The sequence below is a fragment of the Acetatifactor aquisgranensis genome (genome assembly GCF_943193215.1).
GTDB lineage: Bacteria > Bacillota > Clostridia > Lachnospirales > Lachnospiraceae > Acetatifactor > Acetatifactor aquisgranensis.
Genome location: NZ_CALPDH010000006.1, coordinates 13545 through 30131, shown reverse-complemented (window position 1 = coordinate 30131; position 16587 = coordinate 13545). Strand labels below are relative to the sequence as shown.

The 16587-nt window shown below is 50.1% G+C and carries 23 protein-coding genes; all 23 read right to left on the bottom strand.

Features of this window, described 5'->3' with window-relative positions; all coding sequences use genetic code 11:
* Positions 1 to 14: 14 nt before the first annotated feature.
* Positions 15 to 1928, bottom strand: coding sequence for a terminase gpA endonuclease subunit (locus NFS35_RS06890; protein WP_243126727.1), 1914 nt, complete (start codon positions 1926 to 1928; stop codon positions 15 to 17).
* Positions 1915 to 2481, bottom strand: coding sequence for a hypothetical protein (locus NFS35_RS06885; protein ID WP_120484842.1), 567 nt, complete (start codon positions 2479 to 2481; stop codon positions 1915 to 1917). The genes NFS35_RS06890 and NFS35_RS06885 overlap by 14 nt, the downstream gene beginning before the upstream one ends.
* Complete coding sequence (locus NFS35_RS06880) at positions 2481 to 3827, bottom strand: site-specific DNA-methyltransferase (RefSeq protein ID WP_120484843.1); 1347 nt, start codon at positions 3825 to 3827, stop codon at positions 2481 to 2483. Before NFS35_RS06880 ends, NFS35_RS06885 begins: the two co-directional genes overlap by 1 nt.
* Before the next feature lie 707 nt (positions 3828 to 4534).
* Entirely contained in the window at positions 4535 to 5041 is a 507-nt protein-coding gene (locus tag NFS35_RS06875) for an RNA polymerase sigma factor sigma-70 region 4 domain-containing protein (RefSeq protein ID WP_251206399.1), read from the bottom strand.
* The gene (locus tag NFS35_RS06870) at positions 5025 to 5327 is read right to left on the bottom strand and encodes a hypothetical protein (protein WP_251206398.1); all 303 of its coding nucleotides are present in this window, start codon (positions 5325 to 5327) and stop codon (positions 5025 to 5027) included. Before NFS35_RS06870 ends, NFS35_RS06875 begins: the two co-directional genes overlap by 17 nt.
* A gap of 83 nt (positions 5328 to 5410) precedes the next feature.
* Positions 5411 to 5731: a hypothetical protein gene (locus NFS35_RS06865; protein WP_251206397.1), complete on the bottom strand. Its 321-nt coding sequence runs from the start codon at positions 5729 to 5731 to the stop codon at positions 5411 to 5413.
* Positions 5728 to 6144: a VRR-NUC domain-containing protein gene (locus NFS35_RS06860; RefSeq protein ID WP_251206396.1), complete on the bottom strand. Its 417-nt coding sequence runs from the start codon at positions 6142 to 6144 to the stop codon at positions 5728 to 5730. The genes NFS35_RS06865 and NFS35_RS06860 overlap by 4 nt, the downstream gene beginning before the upstream one ends.
* 8 nt (positions 6145 to 6152) lie before the next feature.
* A complete protein-coding gene (locus tag NFS35_RS06855) occupies positions 6153 to 6326 on the bottom strand; it encodes a hypothetical protein (protein WP_251206395.1) in 174 nt (57 codons plus the stop codon).
* A gap of 5 nt (positions 6327 to 6331) precedes the next feature.
* Positions 6332 to 6535, bottom strand: coding sequence for a hypothetical protein (locus NFS35_RS06850; RefSeq protein ID WP_251206394.1), 204 nt, complete (start codon positions 6533 to 6535; stop codon positions 6332 to 6334).
* Positions 6528 to 6764, bottom strand: a complete 237-nt coding sequence (locus NFS35_RS06845; protein WP_251206393.1) for a glutathione peroxidase — start codon at positions 6762 to 6764, stop codon at positions 6528 to 6530. Before NFS35_RS06845 ends, NFS35_RS06850 begins: the two co-directional genes overlap by 8 nt.
* A 15-nt stretch (positions 6765 to 6779) precedes the next feature.
* Positions 6780 to 6911 carry a hypothetical protein gene (locus NFS35_RS28955; RefSeq protein WP_275564664.1) on the bottom strand — a complete coding sequence of 44 codons (132 nt, stop codon included), beginning with the start codon at positions 6909 to 6911 and terminating at the stop codon, positions 6780 to 6782.
* The gene (locus tag NFS35_RS06840) at positions 6908 to 7393 is read right to left on the bottom strand and encodes an ASCH domain-containing protein (RefSeq protein ID WP_251206392.1); all 486 of its coding nucleotides are present in this window, start codon (positions 7391 to 7393) and stop codon (positions 6908 to 6910) included. Before NFS35_RS06840 ends, NFS35_RS28955 begins: the two co-directional genes overlap by 4 nt.
* Complete coding sequence (locus tag NFS35_RS06835) at positions 7390 to 8148, bottom strand: hydrolase (protein ID WP_251206391.1); 759 nt, start codon at positions 8146 to 8148, stop codon at positions 7390 to 7392. Before NFS35_RS06835 ends, NFS35_RS06840 begins: the two co-directional genes overlap by 4 nt.
* Entirely contained in the window at positions 8117 to 8593 is a 477-nt protein-coding gene (locus tag NFS35_RS06830; protein WP_251206390.1) for a hypothetical protein, read from the bottom strand. Before NFS35_RS06830 ends, NFS35_RS06835 begins: the two co-directional genes overlap by 32 nt.
* Before the next feature lie 443 nt (positions 8594 to 9036).
* Positions 9037 to 11814, bottom strand: coding sequence for a DUF927 domain-containing protein (locus NFS35_RS06825; RefSeq protein WP_251206389.1), 2778 nt, complete (start codon positions 11812 to 11814; stop codon positions 9037 to 9039).
* Positions 11811 to 12164, bottom strand: coding sequence for a DUF7768 domain-containing protein (locus tag NFS35_RS06820; protein ID WP_251206388.1), 354 nt, complete (start codon positions 12162 to 12164; stop codon positions 11811 to 11813). The genes NFS35_RS06825 and NFS35_RS06820 overlap by 4 nt, the downstream gene beginning before the upstream one ends.
* Before the next feature lie 62 nt (positions 12165 to 12226).
* Positions 12227 to 13045 (bottom strand): hypothetical protein, encoded by an 819-nt coding sequence (locus NFS35_RS06815; protein WP_251206387.1) that lies wholly within the window; start codon positions 13043 to 13045, stop codon positions 12227 to 12229.
* A gap of 22 nt (positions 13046 to 13067) precedes the next feature.
* On the bottom strand, positions 13068 to 13388 hold the full coding sequence (locus tag NFS35_RS06810) for a hypothetical protein (RefSeq protein ID WP_251206386.1): 321 nt from the start codon (positions 13386 to 13388) through the stop codon (positions 13068 to 13070).
* Between the two features lie 12 nt (positions 13389 to 13400).
* Entirely contained in the window at positions 13401 to 13952 is a 552-nt protein-coding gene (locus NFS35_RS06805; protein WP_251206385.1) for a hypothetical protein, read from the bottom strand.
* Between the two features lie 7 nt (positions 13953 to 13959).
* A complete protein-coding gene (locus NFS35_RS06800; RefSeq protein WP_251206384.1) occupies positions 13960 to 14409 on the bottom strand; it encodes a gp33 family protein in 450 nt (149 codons plus the stop codon).
* A gap of 2 nt (positions 14410 to 14411) precedes the next feature.
* Positions 14412 to 15542, bottom strand: a complete 1131-nt coding sequence (locus NFS35_RS06795; protein ID WP_251206383.1) for a hypothetical protein — start codon at positions 15540 to 15542, stop codon at positions 14412 to 14414.
* On the bottom strand, positions 15524 to 15760 hold the full coding sequence (locus NFS35_RS06790) for a hypothetical protein (protein WP_251206382.1): 237 nt from the start codon (positions 15758 to 15760) through the stop codon (positions 15524 to 15526). Before NFS35_RS06790 ends, NFS35_RS06795 begins: the two co-directional genes overlap by 19 nt.
* A 2-nt stretch (positions 15761 to 15762) precedes the next feature.
* Positions 15763 to 16575, bottom strand: a complete 813-nt coding sequence (locus tag NFS35_RS06785) for a DNA adenine methylase (RefSeq protein ID WP_251206381.1) — start codon at positions 16573 to 16575, stop codon at positions 15763 to 15765.
* Positions 16576 to 16587 lie beyond the last annotated feature (12 nt).

The following is a 16587-nucleotide window of genomic DNA, read 5'->3' as shown; positions in this document are numbered from 1 at the left end:
TTCCCTCCTTCCTGCTATAGCCAGCTTTCGTTTTGGCTTATCCATTCTTCCTCCGGCGTGTACTGCTCTTTCTTCGGCTCCTGCGGTTCCTCCTGTATGTTCTGCAAGTGAAGCATACGGACGCCCAGGGTATCTGCTGCCGCCATGGCGTAGACTTCCGCGTCTAAATAATGGTTGTCCGCATGGCTGTGCTTTGGCACCCATTCAAGCCGCGGCTTGCTGTTTCCGTTTTTAACGAGGATTTTATGCTCTGCCGTTACCTGCTCGGCGTATTCCTCGTCGCAGCCCTTGTATACCATCCAGCTTCCGTTGCCGTTCTTCCGGTGCATCCTGCTGGCGATCATGTCCTTATACTTGCCGCCGTCAACGATAACAAGATCCATACCGTAAGCCTTGGAAGCGTCCTTATTGACGGTACTCAGCTTAAAATGGCTCTGCATGGGGTTGCTGGATCCTTTGGCCGGTTTCGCCCATTCTGCGTTCAAGGCGCAAAAATCGTATACGGAGTCTGCTTCGTAGCCGGAGTCTATGAGGCATAGGTTTACTATTGCAACGGCTCCGGACTCTGTCTTATATTCAAGGTTCATAATCTGCTCAACCTCTTTAAAACTGTAAGCCTGGCCGTGTGCTACGTTCTGGCTTGTCAAGAAGTCGCCCCAGGCTCTTATTGTCCAGTAAACGCTGTTTTCCTGTACGTCTACGCCTGCGGTAAGCAGCTTCGTCCAATCCGGCACGGTAAACTCTGCAAGCTCCGTCTGCCGCTCCATAACAAGGTCCTTGCTGGTCTTTAGCTTGGTATCTTCCCATGGTTCTGCAAGCCAGGAATTTACGAAGTTTTGTAGTTTCTCCGGGTCCGCCTTGCTGTCCATAAATTCCTTCGCAATTTCGGAAAACCGGACGAAGGGGCTATAAAGCGTATTTATCCAGAAACAAACCTTTTTTACAAAGCGGGTTGTTTGTCTTACGACCTCCCAGTGTCCCTTCTTTACTGCCTGCTGCTTCTGGGCATCCGTGATTACGCATCCGCACTCCTGGCAAACGTAAAAAGCAAACTCCGCCCGGTCTGCGTCGCTCAAACCCTCCGAGTCGTCTATCGGCTCAAAGTTCCCCAGCTTCTCCTTTATGGCATCCTCTCCGTATGCGTCCACAAGATCCTTATCTTTTCCGGGCCACTTAAGGTTGTCAAAGTGAAGCTCTATAAACTCCCCACAATGCGGGCAAGGTATGAAGTAATGCTTTTCTGCGTCGGCTCCTTCCTTGGCTTTCCAGATGTGGTTCGTCCTTATGGTCGGTGTGCTGGTCATATAGACTTTGCTGTTTCGGAAAGTCTTTGTACGCTCTTTTGCCAGGCTGATCGGATCCGCCTCTTTCTTGCTGGCTCCTGGGTACTTGTCCACCTCGTCAAGAAAAAGGTATTTCATGGCGAAAGAAGCAAGCCCGGAAGGGCTGTTACTCCAAACAAGTTTTATAAACATATCATCAAAGTCAAGCTCTAAGTTGCTGCTGTTCTTATCAAATTTTTTATAAAGGGTCGGGGCTGCTTCTATCATGGGCCTGATCCGCTTTTCTGAAACGCTGCCAGCCATGGTTTCCGTAGGGTATACAACTTCCACGGGGGACGGGTCCTGCTGGATAATGTAGCCCAGCATATTAAGCTCCGCCTCGGTTCCGCCACACTGGGTAGGCTTGCAAAAGTCTATTTCTTCCGTTTCTGGGTTTAGAAACTCATCCATGATGCCTACCAGATACGGAGTCCGGTCGTTGCTCCATGGCCCCGGTTCTGCGCTGGTCAAACTGGAAAGCACCCTGTATTGTTCCGCCCACTCGGATACTGCCATATCTTCCGGGGGATTCAAGTATTCAAGCGCGGATTTCTGGTATGCCTTGCATTCGTATTTCCGGAGGCGTAGCTGTTTAGGTTTTTGCACGGCGCTTCCCTGGCTTTTCTTCCCCCAGCTCCGGTGTATATCCGGCTACGACAAAAGCCCGAAGCATACGCTTTACTTCTGCGCTCATTTCCTTCTCCGCCTTGCGGGCTTCCAATGGCTCCAGCTTATCGCTTACTATGCTTACAAGCCGGGACGGTATGCCCATAGCGAACCGTTTGAAGGAAACGAAAAACTTTTGATAATCTAAGGCTACTTCCTCAACATCTATATATTTCCCGGCGGCGATCTCCGCCCTCATGCGGTGCATCTCGCCCTGGCTTTCCTTTAGGGCGATTTCTGCCTCCAGCTTCTGCTGCCTTAACTCCGTTTCCTTTTCGGACTTGCCCTTGCCGTATGCCTTGTCGGACAAATACTGAATATATGTTTTAATGGTCGGTACAAGCTCGTAACGCCTGCCCTCTCCGGGGACTTCGTCCGTCTTTATGATTCCCTCCTGGGTAAGTTGCTGCACCCTGCGGACGGAAACTCCGAAAATCTGGGCTATGATCTCAACCTTTACGAACTGCCCGCCGCTTGCTTTTTCTTCTGCCATTATGCTCCGCCCTCCCTTACTCTTACGGCTTTCTGGCCGGTGTATTCCTCCCAGCGGTCTATAATAATATCGCAGTACTTTTCGTTAAGCTCCATAAGGTATGCGCTGCGGTTAAGCTGTTCGCAAGCGATCAGCGTCGTCCCGCTCCCTCCGAAAAAGTCAGCGACCGTGTCGCCGTATTTGCTGCTGTTGGTAATTAGCCGCCCGAAAAGCGCCACGGGCTTCATGGTCGGGTGCATATCGCTCCGGGCTGGCTTCTTTTCGTATAAGACCGACGTGTTCTCCTGCAGGCGTTCCCGGATGCCCTCAATGTAGGCGACAAGCTCCGCTTTCTTCATGGCTGAAAAGTCTATATCATCTTCTATGAAAACGGTATCTTGTCCGCGCCCTCCGCCGAAGTAATGACCGCCGCCCTCCTTCCAGCCGTATAAGATCGGCTCGTGGCGCCAGTGGTAATCCTGGCGGCCTATGACAAACTGGTTTTTCTCCCAGATCAGCGTCTGCGCCTGGTAAAAGCCTGCCTCCTTCATGGCGGTTCGGAAGTTTATACCCTCGCTGTCGGCGTGGAATATATAAACCGAACAGCCGGGGCGGGCTGCTTCGTTGAAATTAGAAAACGCCTTATACAAGAAACTGTAAAAGGCGTCGTTGCTCATCCGGTCGTTCTGGATCTCGTTATTTGTCCGGGTGCGGTTCCGCTTATAGGAACGCTCCAGGCTCTTATCTTTGGTTTCGTAATCTACGTTATAAGGTGGGTCGGTGATGATAAGGTCGGCCGTTGCTCCTTCCATCAGCCGCTCAATGTCTGAAATGTCTGTAGCGTCCCCGCACATGAGGCGGTGGCTCCCCATCTGCCAAATATCGCCGGGGCGCGTCCGAACCTCCTTAAGCTCCTTCAGCTTCTCGTCCGGGTCATAGCCGTCGTCGTTTGCCTCCTGGGTAAGTTCAACGGCTGCAAATAGCTTTTCGATCTCGTCGCCTCCGAAGCCTGTAAGCCCCACGTTATAGTCTGCCTTATCCAAATCTATCAATAAATCCTTTAAGGCCGCCTCGTCCCATTCTCCGGTTATTTTGTTCAAGGCAATATTGAGAGCCTTTTCCCTGGTCTTGTCCATCTCAACCAGAATACAGTCCGCCTCTGTGTAGCCCAAATCAAGCATGACCGTGCGCCGCTGGTGGCCGCCTATGATGGTATTGTCTGCGTTGATAATAATCGGGTCAACGTAGCCAAATTCTTCTATACTGGCGGCTATGCGCTGGTACTCCGGGTCGCCCGGCTTTAATGCTTTTCGCGGATTATATTCCGCTGGTTTAAGGTCTGCAAGCTGTCTTTTTACCAGCTCCATAGTCCGTTTCCTCCTTCCGGTTCTGCCCTTGCGTAACGAAAGGCAAAATTTTTTTTCGATTTTATCGCCAAAAATACCGCGCCTTCCTCGCCCCGCAGGCCGTGTGTGGCTTGGTAAGTACCTACTGCGAGCCGTGCGGGTGGGCTTGCTGAACAGCGCAGCCATGGGCTTGCCCTGTCTCCTTCTCTCTCTGCTCTCATTGCTTCGGTGTGGTGCTGTATGCCTTGCCCTCTTACGCTTCAATGCTTGCTTGTGCTATGTGTGCTTGTGCCTACGCTGTGCTATGGTACTATGTGCGCCTATGCCCTGGGCTGTGGTGCTGTGCCTTATACTCTTGCTGTGTGCTGTGTATGCTGTGCTTATATGTATGCAATATAATAAGCCTATGCTATGCCCTGCTATATGGGTATATAGGCTATAAAAATAGGGCTTGCTGTAGGCTTAATATATGGGGGTGTGCTATTTATTTTGTGTCCATGCTACTATACTAACACACTTAATAGTCCAATAGAGTCCGAACTTAAAAAAATCTCCGAAGCCTTGTATATGCTGGGCTTATGGGCTGTATGGGGCTATGTTTATATGTGCGTTTTATTCTGCGCTATGCTGAAAAGAAGGGGTGTAAAATACCCTCGTAAAATTCGCCTTGTAAAAATGGGGCGAAAATACGGGGGTATTATATGGGGGTACCATAGGGGGGCTATATTTCAAGCCGCTTTTTTATACTCCCTCAAAATCTGGCGTACTTTCTTATAGGTCAATAGCTTATCCAGCCCTTTGTCCTGGTAGGAAAAAAGCGAGCTTCGGCTTAAGTGCATCTCCTTCTCAATGGCTGCCCAGCTCTTACAATCAATAAAGCGAAGCTCTAATACCATCCGCTCCGTGCTGTTTTCCTCCAAAAAGTCCATAATATCCATGACTTTTAAAAGGGCTTTTTCTACCCGGCTTTTTTGTTCCTCTATCCGGGTTTCGATCTCGCTCATGCGGTAAACGAAGGAAGCGGTGCCGGGTCCGACTTTGTTCGTGCCTCCGTAATTTACCGGAGAATATCCGTAGCCGCCTATAGGGGTAGCCATTTCCGCCCGGATATTTTTAAGCCGTCTTTCAAGCTGTGACCGCTTAATGCGTCCGGTGTAATACTGGTTTAAATACTCCTTAAGCACTTCCTTGTCCTCGCTCCGTTCGTTTTTCCGCTGTTTATTTTTCTGATCCATCGGCTTCGTTCTCCTTATTCGTTTTTTGCTCGGATCTGTCTAACTCAGCCGCTAAAAAGTAAACCTTGCCGCCGAAAACCTTAAGCCTGTATAGCTCCCGCTTTTTCTGGTCCCAGTCTGAAATGGGTATACCTCTTTTCTGCAGAATATCAAGGCTATTGTTAATTCCGGCCACCAATGTGGCAATAGGTAAATTTTCAAGCATTGCCTGCGCCTGCCTGGGGTCGTTTAAGTTCGGTCCCTTCGCTTTCCCCCGCATGGCTGCCCTCGCCTGTTTTCTGTTCACGCTTTTCCTCCTTCCTTCGCCGCTTCTCCTGCCGTCTTACGCTGGCGATTGCTGCTCCGGCGGTCGGGTCCTTGTATCCTTCTTTATTTCTCAATGGGTGGATCGCCTCCCTTTGGTTGAAGCTGTCTTAATGCCTGGCCGCAATCGTCACAATATGCAGGAAATTTCCCGAAATAAACTTTTTCCGATCCGCAATCCGGGCATTTATATTTATGCGCTGTAAATATAACTCCTTCTATCTCCTGTGTTGGGTATGTTTCACTTTTCGTGTTTACCTCTACCCTCTTTTTAAGTGCCGCTCGTATGATCTGCAGGTCGCTGTCTGGAAGTTCTAAACCGTAAAGCCCACCCGCTTCCTTGATATGTTCATCAATCTCTTTTATAAGCTCCGCCTCCCTGCTCATGGCGTCCCTCCTATCTCTTTTTTCAATATCCTTGTTACCTCGTCCGGATATGTAACAACGTAGGCTTTCCCGCCCGCCGCCCTTATCTGCAGTATGGTCCGTTCCTGTATCTTGGAAAGAACGCCTATAAAGGGCCGCTTTACCTCAAAGCCATAATACCGGCCGTTTACTACGGCGCAAATATCCGGGATCCCCTGGCGGCTGTATGGCCCAGCCGCCGCTTTCCAAACAAAGGAAGAGGGTATAAGCTCCCTTATATGCTTTATGATCTTATCCTGGTAATAACTTTCTTTTGGCAAGTGCGCCCGCAGGTACTTCTCCGCCTGGGCGGTTGTCTGGCAGGATATATCCTTCGTAGCCTTAAGGTACTTAATGACCTCCGCCTTGGTTTTAAACTGTTCAAAATCAATCATCAAAGCCTCTACTTTCTTGCGACGTCGCAACTGTTACCGTTGTACTTATCGTAAATCGGTTCCAACTTTTCCAACATCTCCATAGTTGCGTTGGCTATAACCATCTTTTCCTGCATCTCCAGCTTGCCCTTATTTACCTTCTTAAGCCAGGCGTTAATCTGTTGCATTTTCTGCTCTGTCACGGTCCTCACCTCCTATCCCAGTACAATGTGAAGCCGCCCGCCCCTGGCTCCGGGCGTGGCCGGTTCCCTGCAAACATAGCCTCAAACAAAGAACTTGTAAGCCGGATCGCTTCCTCCGAGTTCCCGGTAAGCTGGAGCATCCGGTTGTATGTCGTGAAGTATTGAAGCGCCAGGGTGTTGGCTCCGTTTATAATCTCCTTATCACTCATTCTCTCCGCCCTTTGCAAATATCGCCTCTATGTTGTCCCTTATGGCATAAAGTCTTTTCGCCCCGATTCCCTTTACGCTTCTTATTGCCTCCATAATGGTTTCAACGTCAACGCCTGGGACGCTCTCTCTGCCGTCCTGGTAGCCGCTCTTATATACGTCTGTGCAGAATTGCTCCATCTGCTGGTGATCAAAAGCCTTTATAGATTTATATCTGGCCCTGGTAATCAAGTATTTATTGCCTTTTTATTTCTGTTCACGGTTTTTCCTCCTTCTATCCGCCGCCCATACCAGTGCGGCTGTTGTGAATGAAATAAGTAATACAATTCCGGCGCAAATGGCTATTATCAATAAAACAGCCTCTTTTTCGCTTATCACTGTTTTTCCGCCTCCCCTATGTATAATTCGCCGCCCCGGATCCGGACGTTTTCTCCGAAGTTCCATAAGCCCTGTTTTCCGGGTGTTGGTATCGGGGTTTTGAATAGCTGCGGCTTCTCCAGCCTCCATGCGTACCTGCCGACCGTGAAGTCGCCGTAAAGAAATTCTTCCGGACAAAGCTCCTTTATAAAGTCGTGGTATTCCTGGTCTATCAGCTTGCAATCCGTCAAAATCGCCGCGCCGATTATAGCTCCGGTCTGGAACCTCTCAAAGCGGTTAAATTCTTCGTACAATCCGAAGGAAAGTAACGCCTTTTCCCAGCCCTCGTCCGGCATCTGGCAAATTCCAAATAACGGATCTTTCTTCGCTGCATGGATCAATATCTCGCCCCGGTAATTTGTCCGCCAGCTTCTCGTTTCGTCATGCTTCTTTCCTTCAGCTAAAAGCTGCGCCCATGGCTGCCAAACTGTTATAGCTTTCAATCTTCCGCGCCTCCTATCGCCTCAGCCTCCTGGAAGTCGCACCCGGATCCGCCGTCGCCTCCCCAGGGTCTTTCTCCTGCGTCTGCCTGTGCCTTGGTAAGCACCTTATTGTCCTTTTCTCCCTCTAAAAGTGTGCTTGCTTCCTGGTCTGCTTCGTGAAGGGCAAGTATAAGCGGGTATTTGCTCATAGCCTGGGTAAGCTGTAAATGAAGCTCTTTCGGCTCTGAAAATCCCATGTGCCAGCGGATGGCGAAGCGTTCCGGGCCGGTAAGCCTCATAAACTGTTCAATCATCATAACGCTCTTTTCTCCGTGTCCGTATGGCACCCGGTCGTCTACGGTGTAGCAGGGAACCGATTCCCAAATGAAAGCCCCGGCGTTATCCTTCTTTACCTGCCAGCGTTCCGCCGCCTTTACCTTCTCCGGGTCATAGGCCTTTTGGTTCTTATAATCGATCTTGTAAAAATGCGTTTTACAAAGGTCGTGAAGCAAGGGGCAAAGAATAAGGGCATCTTTCCCGGCATCCTCCAAAATACAAGCCCAGGTACTGTTTTCCTTCTTTCTCTGTAAGCAATCGTACACGTTGAGGCTGTGCTGCAATAAGCCGCCCTCGGTGCTTAAGTGGAAGCGGGTAGAAGCCGGAGCCGTGTAAAAGTCGCTCTTGTCCCGGATGTACTCCAAAAGCTGCGCCAGCCCTTCCCGCTCTACCTGGTTTAAAAGTTCCTCAAACCTCTTTACGTTCTCCTGTGTGTTCATCGTTATCCTCCTTTTGCTCGGTTTTTTTATTTTCACTTTTTATGAAAATCAATATTGCCGCCCCTGGGGGCTTCTCTTTGCTTATCCACCCGCCTGCCGCCTCGTCGTAAAACTTATCCACAATATCGTTGTAAATAAGCGGCGGCTGTGGATTGTCCGGATCCCATGAAGGGCCGGCGGCGTATAGGCAAGTATGACGGTCAAAGTATGCTTTATATATCCCGGCCACCCTCTGGCGGTGTTCTTCAGCGATCCGCTTTATCTTCTCTAAATCAAATTCCCGGAAAGCCGCCCGCCCGACTCTCTTGCCGATCTGCGCCTCCTTAAATGCCTGGTTAATCTCTGCTATGATCTGCTGTCCTTCGTCGTCGTTTCGTACCTGCAAGCCGTCCAGAACGAAAAGCCTTAAATATTCTTCTAATTCATCCTTAAGTTGCTGCTTCAATTTCTCAAAAGGCTTTTTATACTTCCCGGCTAATTCCTCCGGCGGGACAAGCGTTTTATTTTTCCGGTATTTTTCAAGCGTTGCCGCTGTTTTTTCAAGGGCTTTTTTTGCTTTTTCCGTGGCCGTCCACCTCCTAACGCCTAAATTTCCTTACGCCTTTTTATTTTCGCATGGCGTAATGTGACAAACTCTGAATTTATAAGGGCTTCTTTCGATTCCTTACGCCTTACGCCTATTTTTTGGAAATATACCGTTACTTTTAAAAAGCGCACGTTTTTTCTTTACCTTTTTACTTCTGCAATAAGCCTATATAATAGGCGTAATGTCGTAAGAATATATATAATAGGCTTAAAAAGCCGCTTATTTTCGGCGTTTTCTTCCTTACGCCTAACCTTACGCCTAACCTTACGCCTATTTTTTAGGCGTAATGGAAAAAGTATAGTTTAATATGGCAGCTCTGTTTCTTCTTCCTCAAAAGGCGACTTTGTGTCAAAGCCTAATTGCTGCCACTCGTCTGCTTTCGGTTTTTCCTCAATTCCTGCGGCTTCTGCCGCTTCATCTTCGTCCAATGGGTCAACGGGTTTTGAAAATCTCCCTAAATCAAATTCAACAAAGCGGCTTGTTCTGTTATCAAACCATTTTCTTATGCAGTATTCCTTGCCGCCGTTTGCTTTTGGCGTGCTGGTTATTATTTTTTTATCTGCTAAATATTTCATAGTTTTCCGGGGGCTATATCCGGCCTTGGTTAATGCCTGGTTAAGAAGCGAAGGAAATATATAGGCCTTGCTCTGGTCGTGGCTTATTGTCCCCAGGCACGTTCCGATTGCCTTGTCCCCGAACTGGGCGCGGTTGCTCAATATCCAATCTACTATAAACTGGGTGGCGTTTTCGTTTACGTCACTTACGCCTGCGGCGAGCTGCTCCTGTATAATCGCCTTTGCCATCCGGACGGATCTCTCCCAGGATTCGTTCCGTATTTCAAGCGGTTTTTTACAATTTCCGGCGTTTTGCTCCGGTAAATCGTCGTTTTGCTCCGCTTCGTTCCTGTTTTCGTCCGCTTCGTTCCCAAATATCCAGGTATCTATGATCGCATCTGCAAGGGCGACCGCGCTTATCCCGGCTATATGTGCGCCGCTGGTTCCGTTTGCCGCTGCGTAAATTTCTTCTACCATCTTTTCGTATTGATCCGTTATGGTGCGCTCGTCTGTGGAAAGAAGACGGCTTATAAACTCCGGGCCCGCCCAGCCGCAATTTGTAGGCGCCTGCTGGTGCATAAGGCTGGCGGACTTCTCGTCGTCGAAAGGGCCGCCGTATATCTCCAGTACACGGGTACTGACTCCGGTCTGCGTGGTATCGGTGCTTAAAGGTTCCTCGCCTGTGGCAAGGGCTACGGTGCGCCATGTGTTAAGTGTCTGCAGTCCGCCGCCCTTGCTTCCTCTGGCCCTTCCGGTTCCGCTGGCGATCATGTAAACAATCTTTTCCAGGTTCTCCTGCTTCTGCCCTGCAAGCTGCCGCTCGTCAATGCCGAGGGGCAAGTCGTTATAAAATCCCGCCATCCTCTCCAGGGCGACCTGGGTGGCGTTGAAATTTACCATAAGGCGTTCCGGGTCCCCCCAGGCGGAAAGCGCCGCCTTAAGGGCTGCGGTCTTTCCTCCCTTGGATCCGCCCCAGTTATATACAAAAAATATCCGCTGTTGAATGATCTTAAGAAGCGGGGCGGCGAAGCTGGCCGCCAATATAAAGCGGAACTTGTCCCGGCTCCGGTGCGGCTGCATGGTGGCGATCCAGCCCTCAAAGGTTCCGGCGGTGTGGTAAGCCGCCGCCCATCCTCTTAAAGATGGCTCAATATCCAGGACTATGTCGTCCCCGTGTCCCGGAAGGAACCGGCCCCGCGTCTGCCAGCCGAAGGTTGACGTACTATCCGCCTTTTGTATGATGTCTATGTTCTCCGCCTCCAATGCGGCCAGGAAGCTCACGACCTGCTTGGCGTTCTCGCTGGTTACGGTGCATCCCAAATCTGCAAGCGCGGTTATGTTCCGGGAAGTGAATATAGTAGAGCGCGGGTATATAGCCCGGCTCCACTGCCCGTCCCGCTTAAATGCAATCTCTATTTTTTCCTCGCCTGTTTCCATGCTCTTAAGCCGCTGGGTTAATATGATCGGTGTTCTGCAGACCATAGTCGGTATCGCTTTCTTTTCGTCTATGTGGCTTATGCCCTTCTCTGAATAGATCCAGCCCTCCGGCTGGCGAAGGTTCGCGGGCGCCCCCTTTATGGCTTCCGGTATCGCTCCGGACAGGTCGTCAAGGTCTAACTTCTGGGCGTGTTTTATGGCTTTCTGTATTTTCTCGGATGCCTTTTCCGCTCCGTCCCTTAAGTAAAGCTCCGACGGGTCCTTGACTCCGAACTGCTTACAGCTCCATGTGTAAACCTCGCCTAAAAATTCTTCCTCCTTCAATATCCGGCAAACTTTAGCGAGGAACGTCTGACCGCCCTGGTCTGGTTCCTGGTGTATATATATTTTAAGATCCTGCAACTTCGGAACCATCCGGGCGTTGAAGTTCGCCGCCCCCGGTGCGCCGAGTGCCGGAACTTTTAAATACCATAAAGTTTGGGTATCGCTTTCCCCTTCTACAAGGGCCGCCCATCCGGTTTTTCGGATTTCTGGCAGCCGCCAGTCGCCGTATAAAATCAACTTCCCGGCGCTGCCCCAGCTCCATCTAAATTCCTTATCGCCGTAACGCTTCCGAAAGATCGGCGTTGTGTTTTCTTCGTTGAAGTAAGGCGTTTTAAGGTACTGCGTCCCGTCCTTATCCTTTGCGGTACTGATGCCGCAGGTATCCTTTAAGAAGTCCTCCGGCAAGTGCTTATTAAAGGTATACTCTGCGAGGGTGTAGCTTTTATTTTTCGGCTTGGCTGGCTTATTTTTCTTCGGATCCGGCTCGGTCAGCTTTCCGTACTTCTCTAAAATCTGCTTATATGCTTCCTTGGTGTCTACGTTGTGAAGCTCCGCCCAGAAACTTACGAAGTTTCCCCCGCGGTCCTCTGAGAAGCAGTGCCACTGTCCGGTTTTTAGGTCTGCGCTGAAACTGTTCTTTTTGTCGTCGTGGAAGGGGCAGCGGCCGACTAAACTGCTTCCGCTGGGCTTCGCGCCTTTTATGACGCTTCTGTACTCCGCTTCGTAATTGACGAAGTCGTCTATATTAAGCTGTTCGGCGTTCATCCTATCACTTCCTTAATCTCTTTACGGGTCATATATACTACCCTTCCGCGCATCCTGTCCCTTGTCGCCTGGCGTATTTCCCGCCGCATCCCTTCGCTTATCCGCCCGCCTATAATAATCAAAAGAAACTCGTCAGCCTCCCGAAGCTCCTTAAGCCCTATGTCAAGCCCGATCTGCCGCTCCTTCTCCTGGCTTTCGTCCAGGAACTGGGTATAGAATAAATGCGGTGCGACCGGGATCTTCCCCTCTAAAATAACTTTTCTGCAGAAATACCTCGCCACCCTGCGGTTAAACTCCATCCCGCTTTCCGCGAACGCTCTATAACGTGAAATTATATATACCTTGTCCATGCGCTTATCCTCCAACCGTTTTTTAAATGGGGGGGTAAGCGCCCCGCCCCCATGCTTTACCTTTAATCAAAAGGCAGCTTCTCGTCGCTCCCTTCCGGCACTTTCATAAAGCCTGCTTCGTCGGCTTTCGGTGCGGTCGGCTCGCCCTGGTTGCTGTTTCCGGTTGTGCTGTAGTCTGCGTCGTCTACGTCGATCTGGCGGTACTGCTGCTTAACGCAGTCTTTCATGGCTTCGGCTTCCATTGCTTTTTCTGTGCTTAACTTCCCGGCGAAGGTAAATACTGCCCGGCTGTATGCAATCCCGGCGGCGTTCTTTTCTTTCTTCAGCGTGATCTTGGTTACTACCTGCCAACAACGGAAGCCCTTAAGGATCACTCTCTTGGCGATATAGTCCCGCATATACTTAAGGCTGGTAGGCGGCAAGGAAAGCACCAGGGGTACGGGGTTCCCTTCCCTCAAAATAAATACCCTGTGTACGTTCTTACAAGCCTTCCCCTTGTCGTCGCTGCCGAACTGGTTATAAGGGCAAGAGGCGCAGTCCTTAATTTCTCCGGTTTCCCTATCTACGCCCAGTTTTCCGTCGAAGCTGGAGCAGTCCGGCTGTTCGTTGCCTCCTGCAAACTTTTCCCGCCAGTATGCGTTGACCGGGTGGTGATCCAAAATAACGCCTACGATTTCCGTTGCGCTCTCCGGATTCTCGTCGTCCTCTCCCGGAAGCTCAAACGCCAGCCCGCCGCCGGAAGGAATTTTAACGCGGTCGAAAGGAAGGGCGCCCAGCCCGTCCATTTCCTCCGCTATTGTCTGCGCCAAATCTCCGCTTATGGTCTGCAGGTCGAAGTTCTCTACTACTGCCAATTCGTTTTTTGCTTTAGCTCCTGCCATGGTGTTATATCCTCCTTTTTATTTATGCGCCCGGCGCCAAAAGCGGCGCAGCTGCGTCCTGTGCTGATTCCTTGCCCGTTCCATTAAGCTCCTGGGGCTGGATCTTCTCTACTTCCTTAATGCGGTAACAGGTTTCAATGCTTGCCTGGCGGTACTTGTTTTCGTGCTGCCCATCCAGGGTGGTGGTAACAAAGTAGCCGTTTGAAAGTCCGGCAAATCTGCAGACTACGTCCTCCGGGGTCCGCCTGCTTACCCGAAGCATAATAGCGTCGCCCTCTTTCAAGACCTGGCCGTCGCTGGCTTCCACCTCAACCTTTACGATCTCGTTTACTTTTAAAGCCATCTCGTGTCCTCCTTAACTTTCTTCCGGATTCCCGTCCGGATCGTACCCCTCGGCTTCCTCCTGCGGTCCACCGTCGCCGTTTTCGCCCTCGCCCTGGGTTTCCTCGACTTCCTCAAACTCGCCGCCCTCCTGGTCCTTCTGGGCGTTCATTTCGGCTATTGCCTGCTCTATCGGTGTCCGGCTGTCGTAGCCGTAATAAAGGTCGTTTAATATCCGGGTAGCGTCTGCCGCCATCCCTATCGCTTCCATGGCAAGCTCCAGCGCCTGGTTGTAAATATCGCCGCAAATGCTCACGCCGTCCTCGCCCTTTACCTGCAATAATGCCAGGTAGTCGTCCATTCCCCGCTTAAGGGTTTTCTGCTTCGCGCCGATCTTACTGAACGCCTCCGCCGCAATCCCATAACCCTCGTGCTTGCTTTTTACCTGCTTAAGCGGCCAGCCGCTTTCCTCAGCCTCCATCCGGCGTTTGTCGTAAAAGAACTTAATAACCTTCCCTACGTTGGTCTTAAGGTCCTTTTCCGATTCCAGCCTTACGTCAATTTCCATCTGCTCGTAATCGCTCATAGGCTTCCTATGCTCCCTTCTTATTCTTGGCGTTCTTTGCCGCCTTGTTGGTTTCTTTCCTCTTGGCTACGTCGTAATACTGGTAGGGCTTAATAAAGTCCTCGAAGTCCTCCGGCAGCTCGCCGTCGTTTTCCTCTACAAGTCCCGCCATGGCCCCGTTCAAGGTCTGGGCGTTTACGGTGCGCTTAATAATATCGCCCAGCCCATGTTCCTCTAATGTGTCATAAAAAGCGTCCTCGTCGCATCCGCCGATCTTGTTATACTTGGTTTTATCCTGCAAACTGTAAAGGAAGCCGCCCCGGCTTACCTTCGGGCTTTCTGCGTCGATCATAGCCTTGGCCAGCTCGTTGCGCTTCGCCTCTAATGCCTTGTTGTTCTCGGTGGTTGCATCCTTCAGTCTGTCCTTCTCGTCCAGAAGCTCCTTATACTCGTCAATCAATGAAAAAATATCTGCCACTTTTAGTCCTCCTTTTCTTCAAGTTCTGCTAATTCGTCTAAAAACTCATAAAGCGTGGTTACTTCGCTTTCCTCCAGCCTGTCCTCGATCTTCTCCGCAAACTCGCAGAAACGGTCGTAAAGCGGGCGGGCTTTTTCTTTTTCCTTTGCGTTCTCCGCCCTAATTTCTTCGTAAAGCTCCGATTCAAGTATGACGTCGCGCTTCGCTTCGGAAACAATGACGGGCTTATATCCTCGCTTCTTAAGTTTCTCCATGTCCGCCTGGTTACTTACTGGCACGGCTTTCGCTCCATGCTCGTTTATGAAGTCCTCGGCTATTTCGTCTTTCAGTCCGCTTGGAACGCTGTAGGAATTTATATATACCCCGCTATAAGAATTAAGCGACCGCTTGGTTGTTTCTGCGTCCTTTAATTCCTCAATCATCCGGGCTGCGTACCACTGAACGTCGAAGCTGTTTACCATGCTTCTGTCGCGCTCCAATCTTACGACCTTCGGCTTAAAGTCTATCCCTATATCTTCCAGCCTGGGTTCCTTGCAAATGAAAAGCCCGCCTACAAAAATACGGCCTTTGTTTTCCTCGTCGTCCAATACTGCGCCGTAGCTGGTGTCCCTGTGGGTATATCCTTCCTGCAGGTGCAAATTACAATCTTGTATTTGCTGGTATTCCTCCGGTGTTATCCCGCCGACCTCAATAATTAAGCTATGCTCCGGTACTTTCTTCCACACTGCCTCCGGCTCTACGAAGAAAGTAGGAACCAAAACGCCGCCATATCTGCGGGACTTTACAAGCCTGGGCCTCCAAATTTCCCGGCGGCAGTAATTCTGAAAAACAACGGTTTTCCCTAAACGAAGTAAAACAACGGTAGCGATCTTATAGCCCTCTCCGTGGTTCCCGATCATGGCGCTGTCTTTGTTCTTTGTGGTAACTCCGAAAAGAAGCGTTTTTATATCCAGGTCGCTATGCTTGTTTCCGATCCGGATGGTCTGGGTTCCGCTGTCGTAATCAAAAAACATTTTATTGCTGGAGTCCCTGGTTTCCTCGTCTATGGAATTTTGAAAATATTCCCTTATTGCTTCGGTGGTTCCCCACTCCGGGACGTAATCTGCGCTTATGCTTAATTCGTATTTTCGCATTTCCTCGCCTCCTGCTCCTTATATTCTTCCATGGTCGGGCGCGGCCCGTCTAAGTCGTCCCAGGTGTATCTCTTGTGGTTCTGGTCCTCCCATAAGCTCCTGTAGCAATTCCGGCAAGCGCACCAGCCGGAAAGCCAGCGCATAGCTCCCCAATATTCCGGCTTGCCACAATGCTTACAAATTACAATTTCTTCTTTCTGCTCGGTATGTTCTGGCATGGTCATTCCTCCAATTCAAATAATGTAAGTTGCCTTGTTTCTGCTGGCTTGAAATTCATCCACAATATTTCCCTTTTCTTACTGCAAACCTGGGAATATGCAACGGTTTCTTTTCGGTACCAGCCTTTTAAAAGTTCGTTGTACAGCTCGTTATCGTAGCCGCTCAATAATACCGGTCCTTTATGTTCCAATAATGCAAGTAAAAGCTGCTCATGATCCGTGTTGTCCATCTCGTGCCTATACTGTTTTCCGTGCCTGGTGGAAAGAATGTAAGGCGGGTCTGCGTATATAAGGACGTTTCCGAAGTTGAAACGCTTTATAACCTCTACGGCGGGCTTACACTCAATCTGTACTCCCCGGAGCCGCTCCGCCGCCTCCATAATTCTGTCCGGAAGCGTTACCCAGTCCCTGGAAGCGTAGGCGCGTTCTCGTCCCTGGATGTCGTTTTTCCATCCGACCTTTTCGCCGTTTGTTCGGAAGCCGTGGCCCATATTAAGCCGTATATAGAAATTTACTGCTTTCTGCAGGCTGTCCTCTGGTACCGCTTGAAAGGCTTCGTCATAAATCTGCCGGGAGTATGGTGTAAAATAAATCTCGTGTGCCAGCTTCTCCGGGTCGTCCCTTATCCAATGGAAAAGGTTTACGACGTTTCCGTCTAAGTCGTTTACGGTTTCTATATGGCTTCGCGGTTTATTCATCAATACCGCAAGGCTTCCGGCAAATGGTTCTAAATAGCTGTGATGCTCTGGGAAAAAATCAATAATCCATTTTGCAACGCTCCACTTGCTTCCTGGGTACTTAAAAATAGCGTTCATGCGGTTCCGGTA

Bases quoted from the DNA above. Each gene is read 5' to 3' on its own strand.
- NFS35_RS06885 (WP_120484842.1), bottom strand. From the start codon at position 2,481: ATGGCAGAAGAAAAAGCAAGCGGCGGGCAGTTCGTAAAGGTTGAGATC.
- NFS35_RS06880 (WP_120484843.1), bottom strand. From the start codon at position 3,827: ATGGAGCTGGTAAAAAGACAGCTTGCAGACCTTAAACCAGCGGAATAT.
- NFS35_RS06875 (WP_251206399.1), bottom strand. From the start codon at position 5,041: ATGGATCAGAAAAATAAACAGCGGAAAAACGAACGGAGCGAGGACAAG.
- NFS35_RS06865 (WP_251206397.1), bottom strand. From the start codon at position 5,731: ATGAGCAGGGAGGCGGAGCTTATAAAAGAGATTGATGAACATATCAAG.
- NFS35_RS06860 (WP_251206396.1), bottom strand. From the start codon at position 6,144: ATGATTGATTTTGAACAGTTTAAAACCAAGGCGGAGGTCATTAAGTAC.
- NFS35_RS06850 (WP_251206394.1), bottom strand. From the start codon at position 6,535: ATGAGTGATAAGGAGATTATAAACGGAGCCAACACCCTGGCGCTTCAA.
- NFS35_RS06835 (WP_251206391.1), bottom strand. From the start codon at position 8,148: ATGAACACACAGGAGAACGTAAAGAGGTTTGAGGAACTTTTAAACCAG.
- NFS35_RS06825 (WP_251206389.1), bottom strand. From the start codon at position 11,814: ATGAACGCCGAACAGCTTAATATAGACGACTTCGTCAATTACGAAGCG.
- NFS35_RS06820 (WP_251206388.1), bottom strand. From the start codon at position 12,164: ATGGACAAGGTATATATAATTTCACGTTATAGAGCGTTCGCGGAAAGC.
- NFS35_RS06815 (WP_251206387.1), bottom strand. From the start codon at position 13,045: ATGGCAGGAGCTAAAGCAAAAAACGAATTGGCAGTAGTAGAGAACTTC.
- NFS35_RS06810 (WP_251206386.1), bottom strand. From the start codon at position 13,388: ATGGCTTTAAAAGTAAACGAGATCGTAAAGGTTGAGGTGGAAGCCAGC.
- NFS35_RS06805 (WP_251206385.1), bottom strand. From the start codon at position 13,952: ATGAGCGATTACGAGCAGATGGAAATTGACGTAAGGCTGGAATCGGAA.
- NFS35_RS06795 (WP_251206383.1), bottom strand. From the start codon at position 15,542: ATGCGAAAATACGAATTAAGCATAAGCGCAGATTACGTCCCGGAGTGG.
- NFS35_RS06790 (WP_251206382.1), bottom strand. From the start codon at position 15,760: ATGCCAGAACATACCGAGCAGAAAGAAGAAATTGTAATTTGTAAGCAT.
- NFS35_RS06785 (WP_251206381.1), bottom strand. From the start codon at position 16,575: ATGAACGCTATTTTTAAGTACCCAGGAAGCAAGTGGAGCGTTGCAAAA.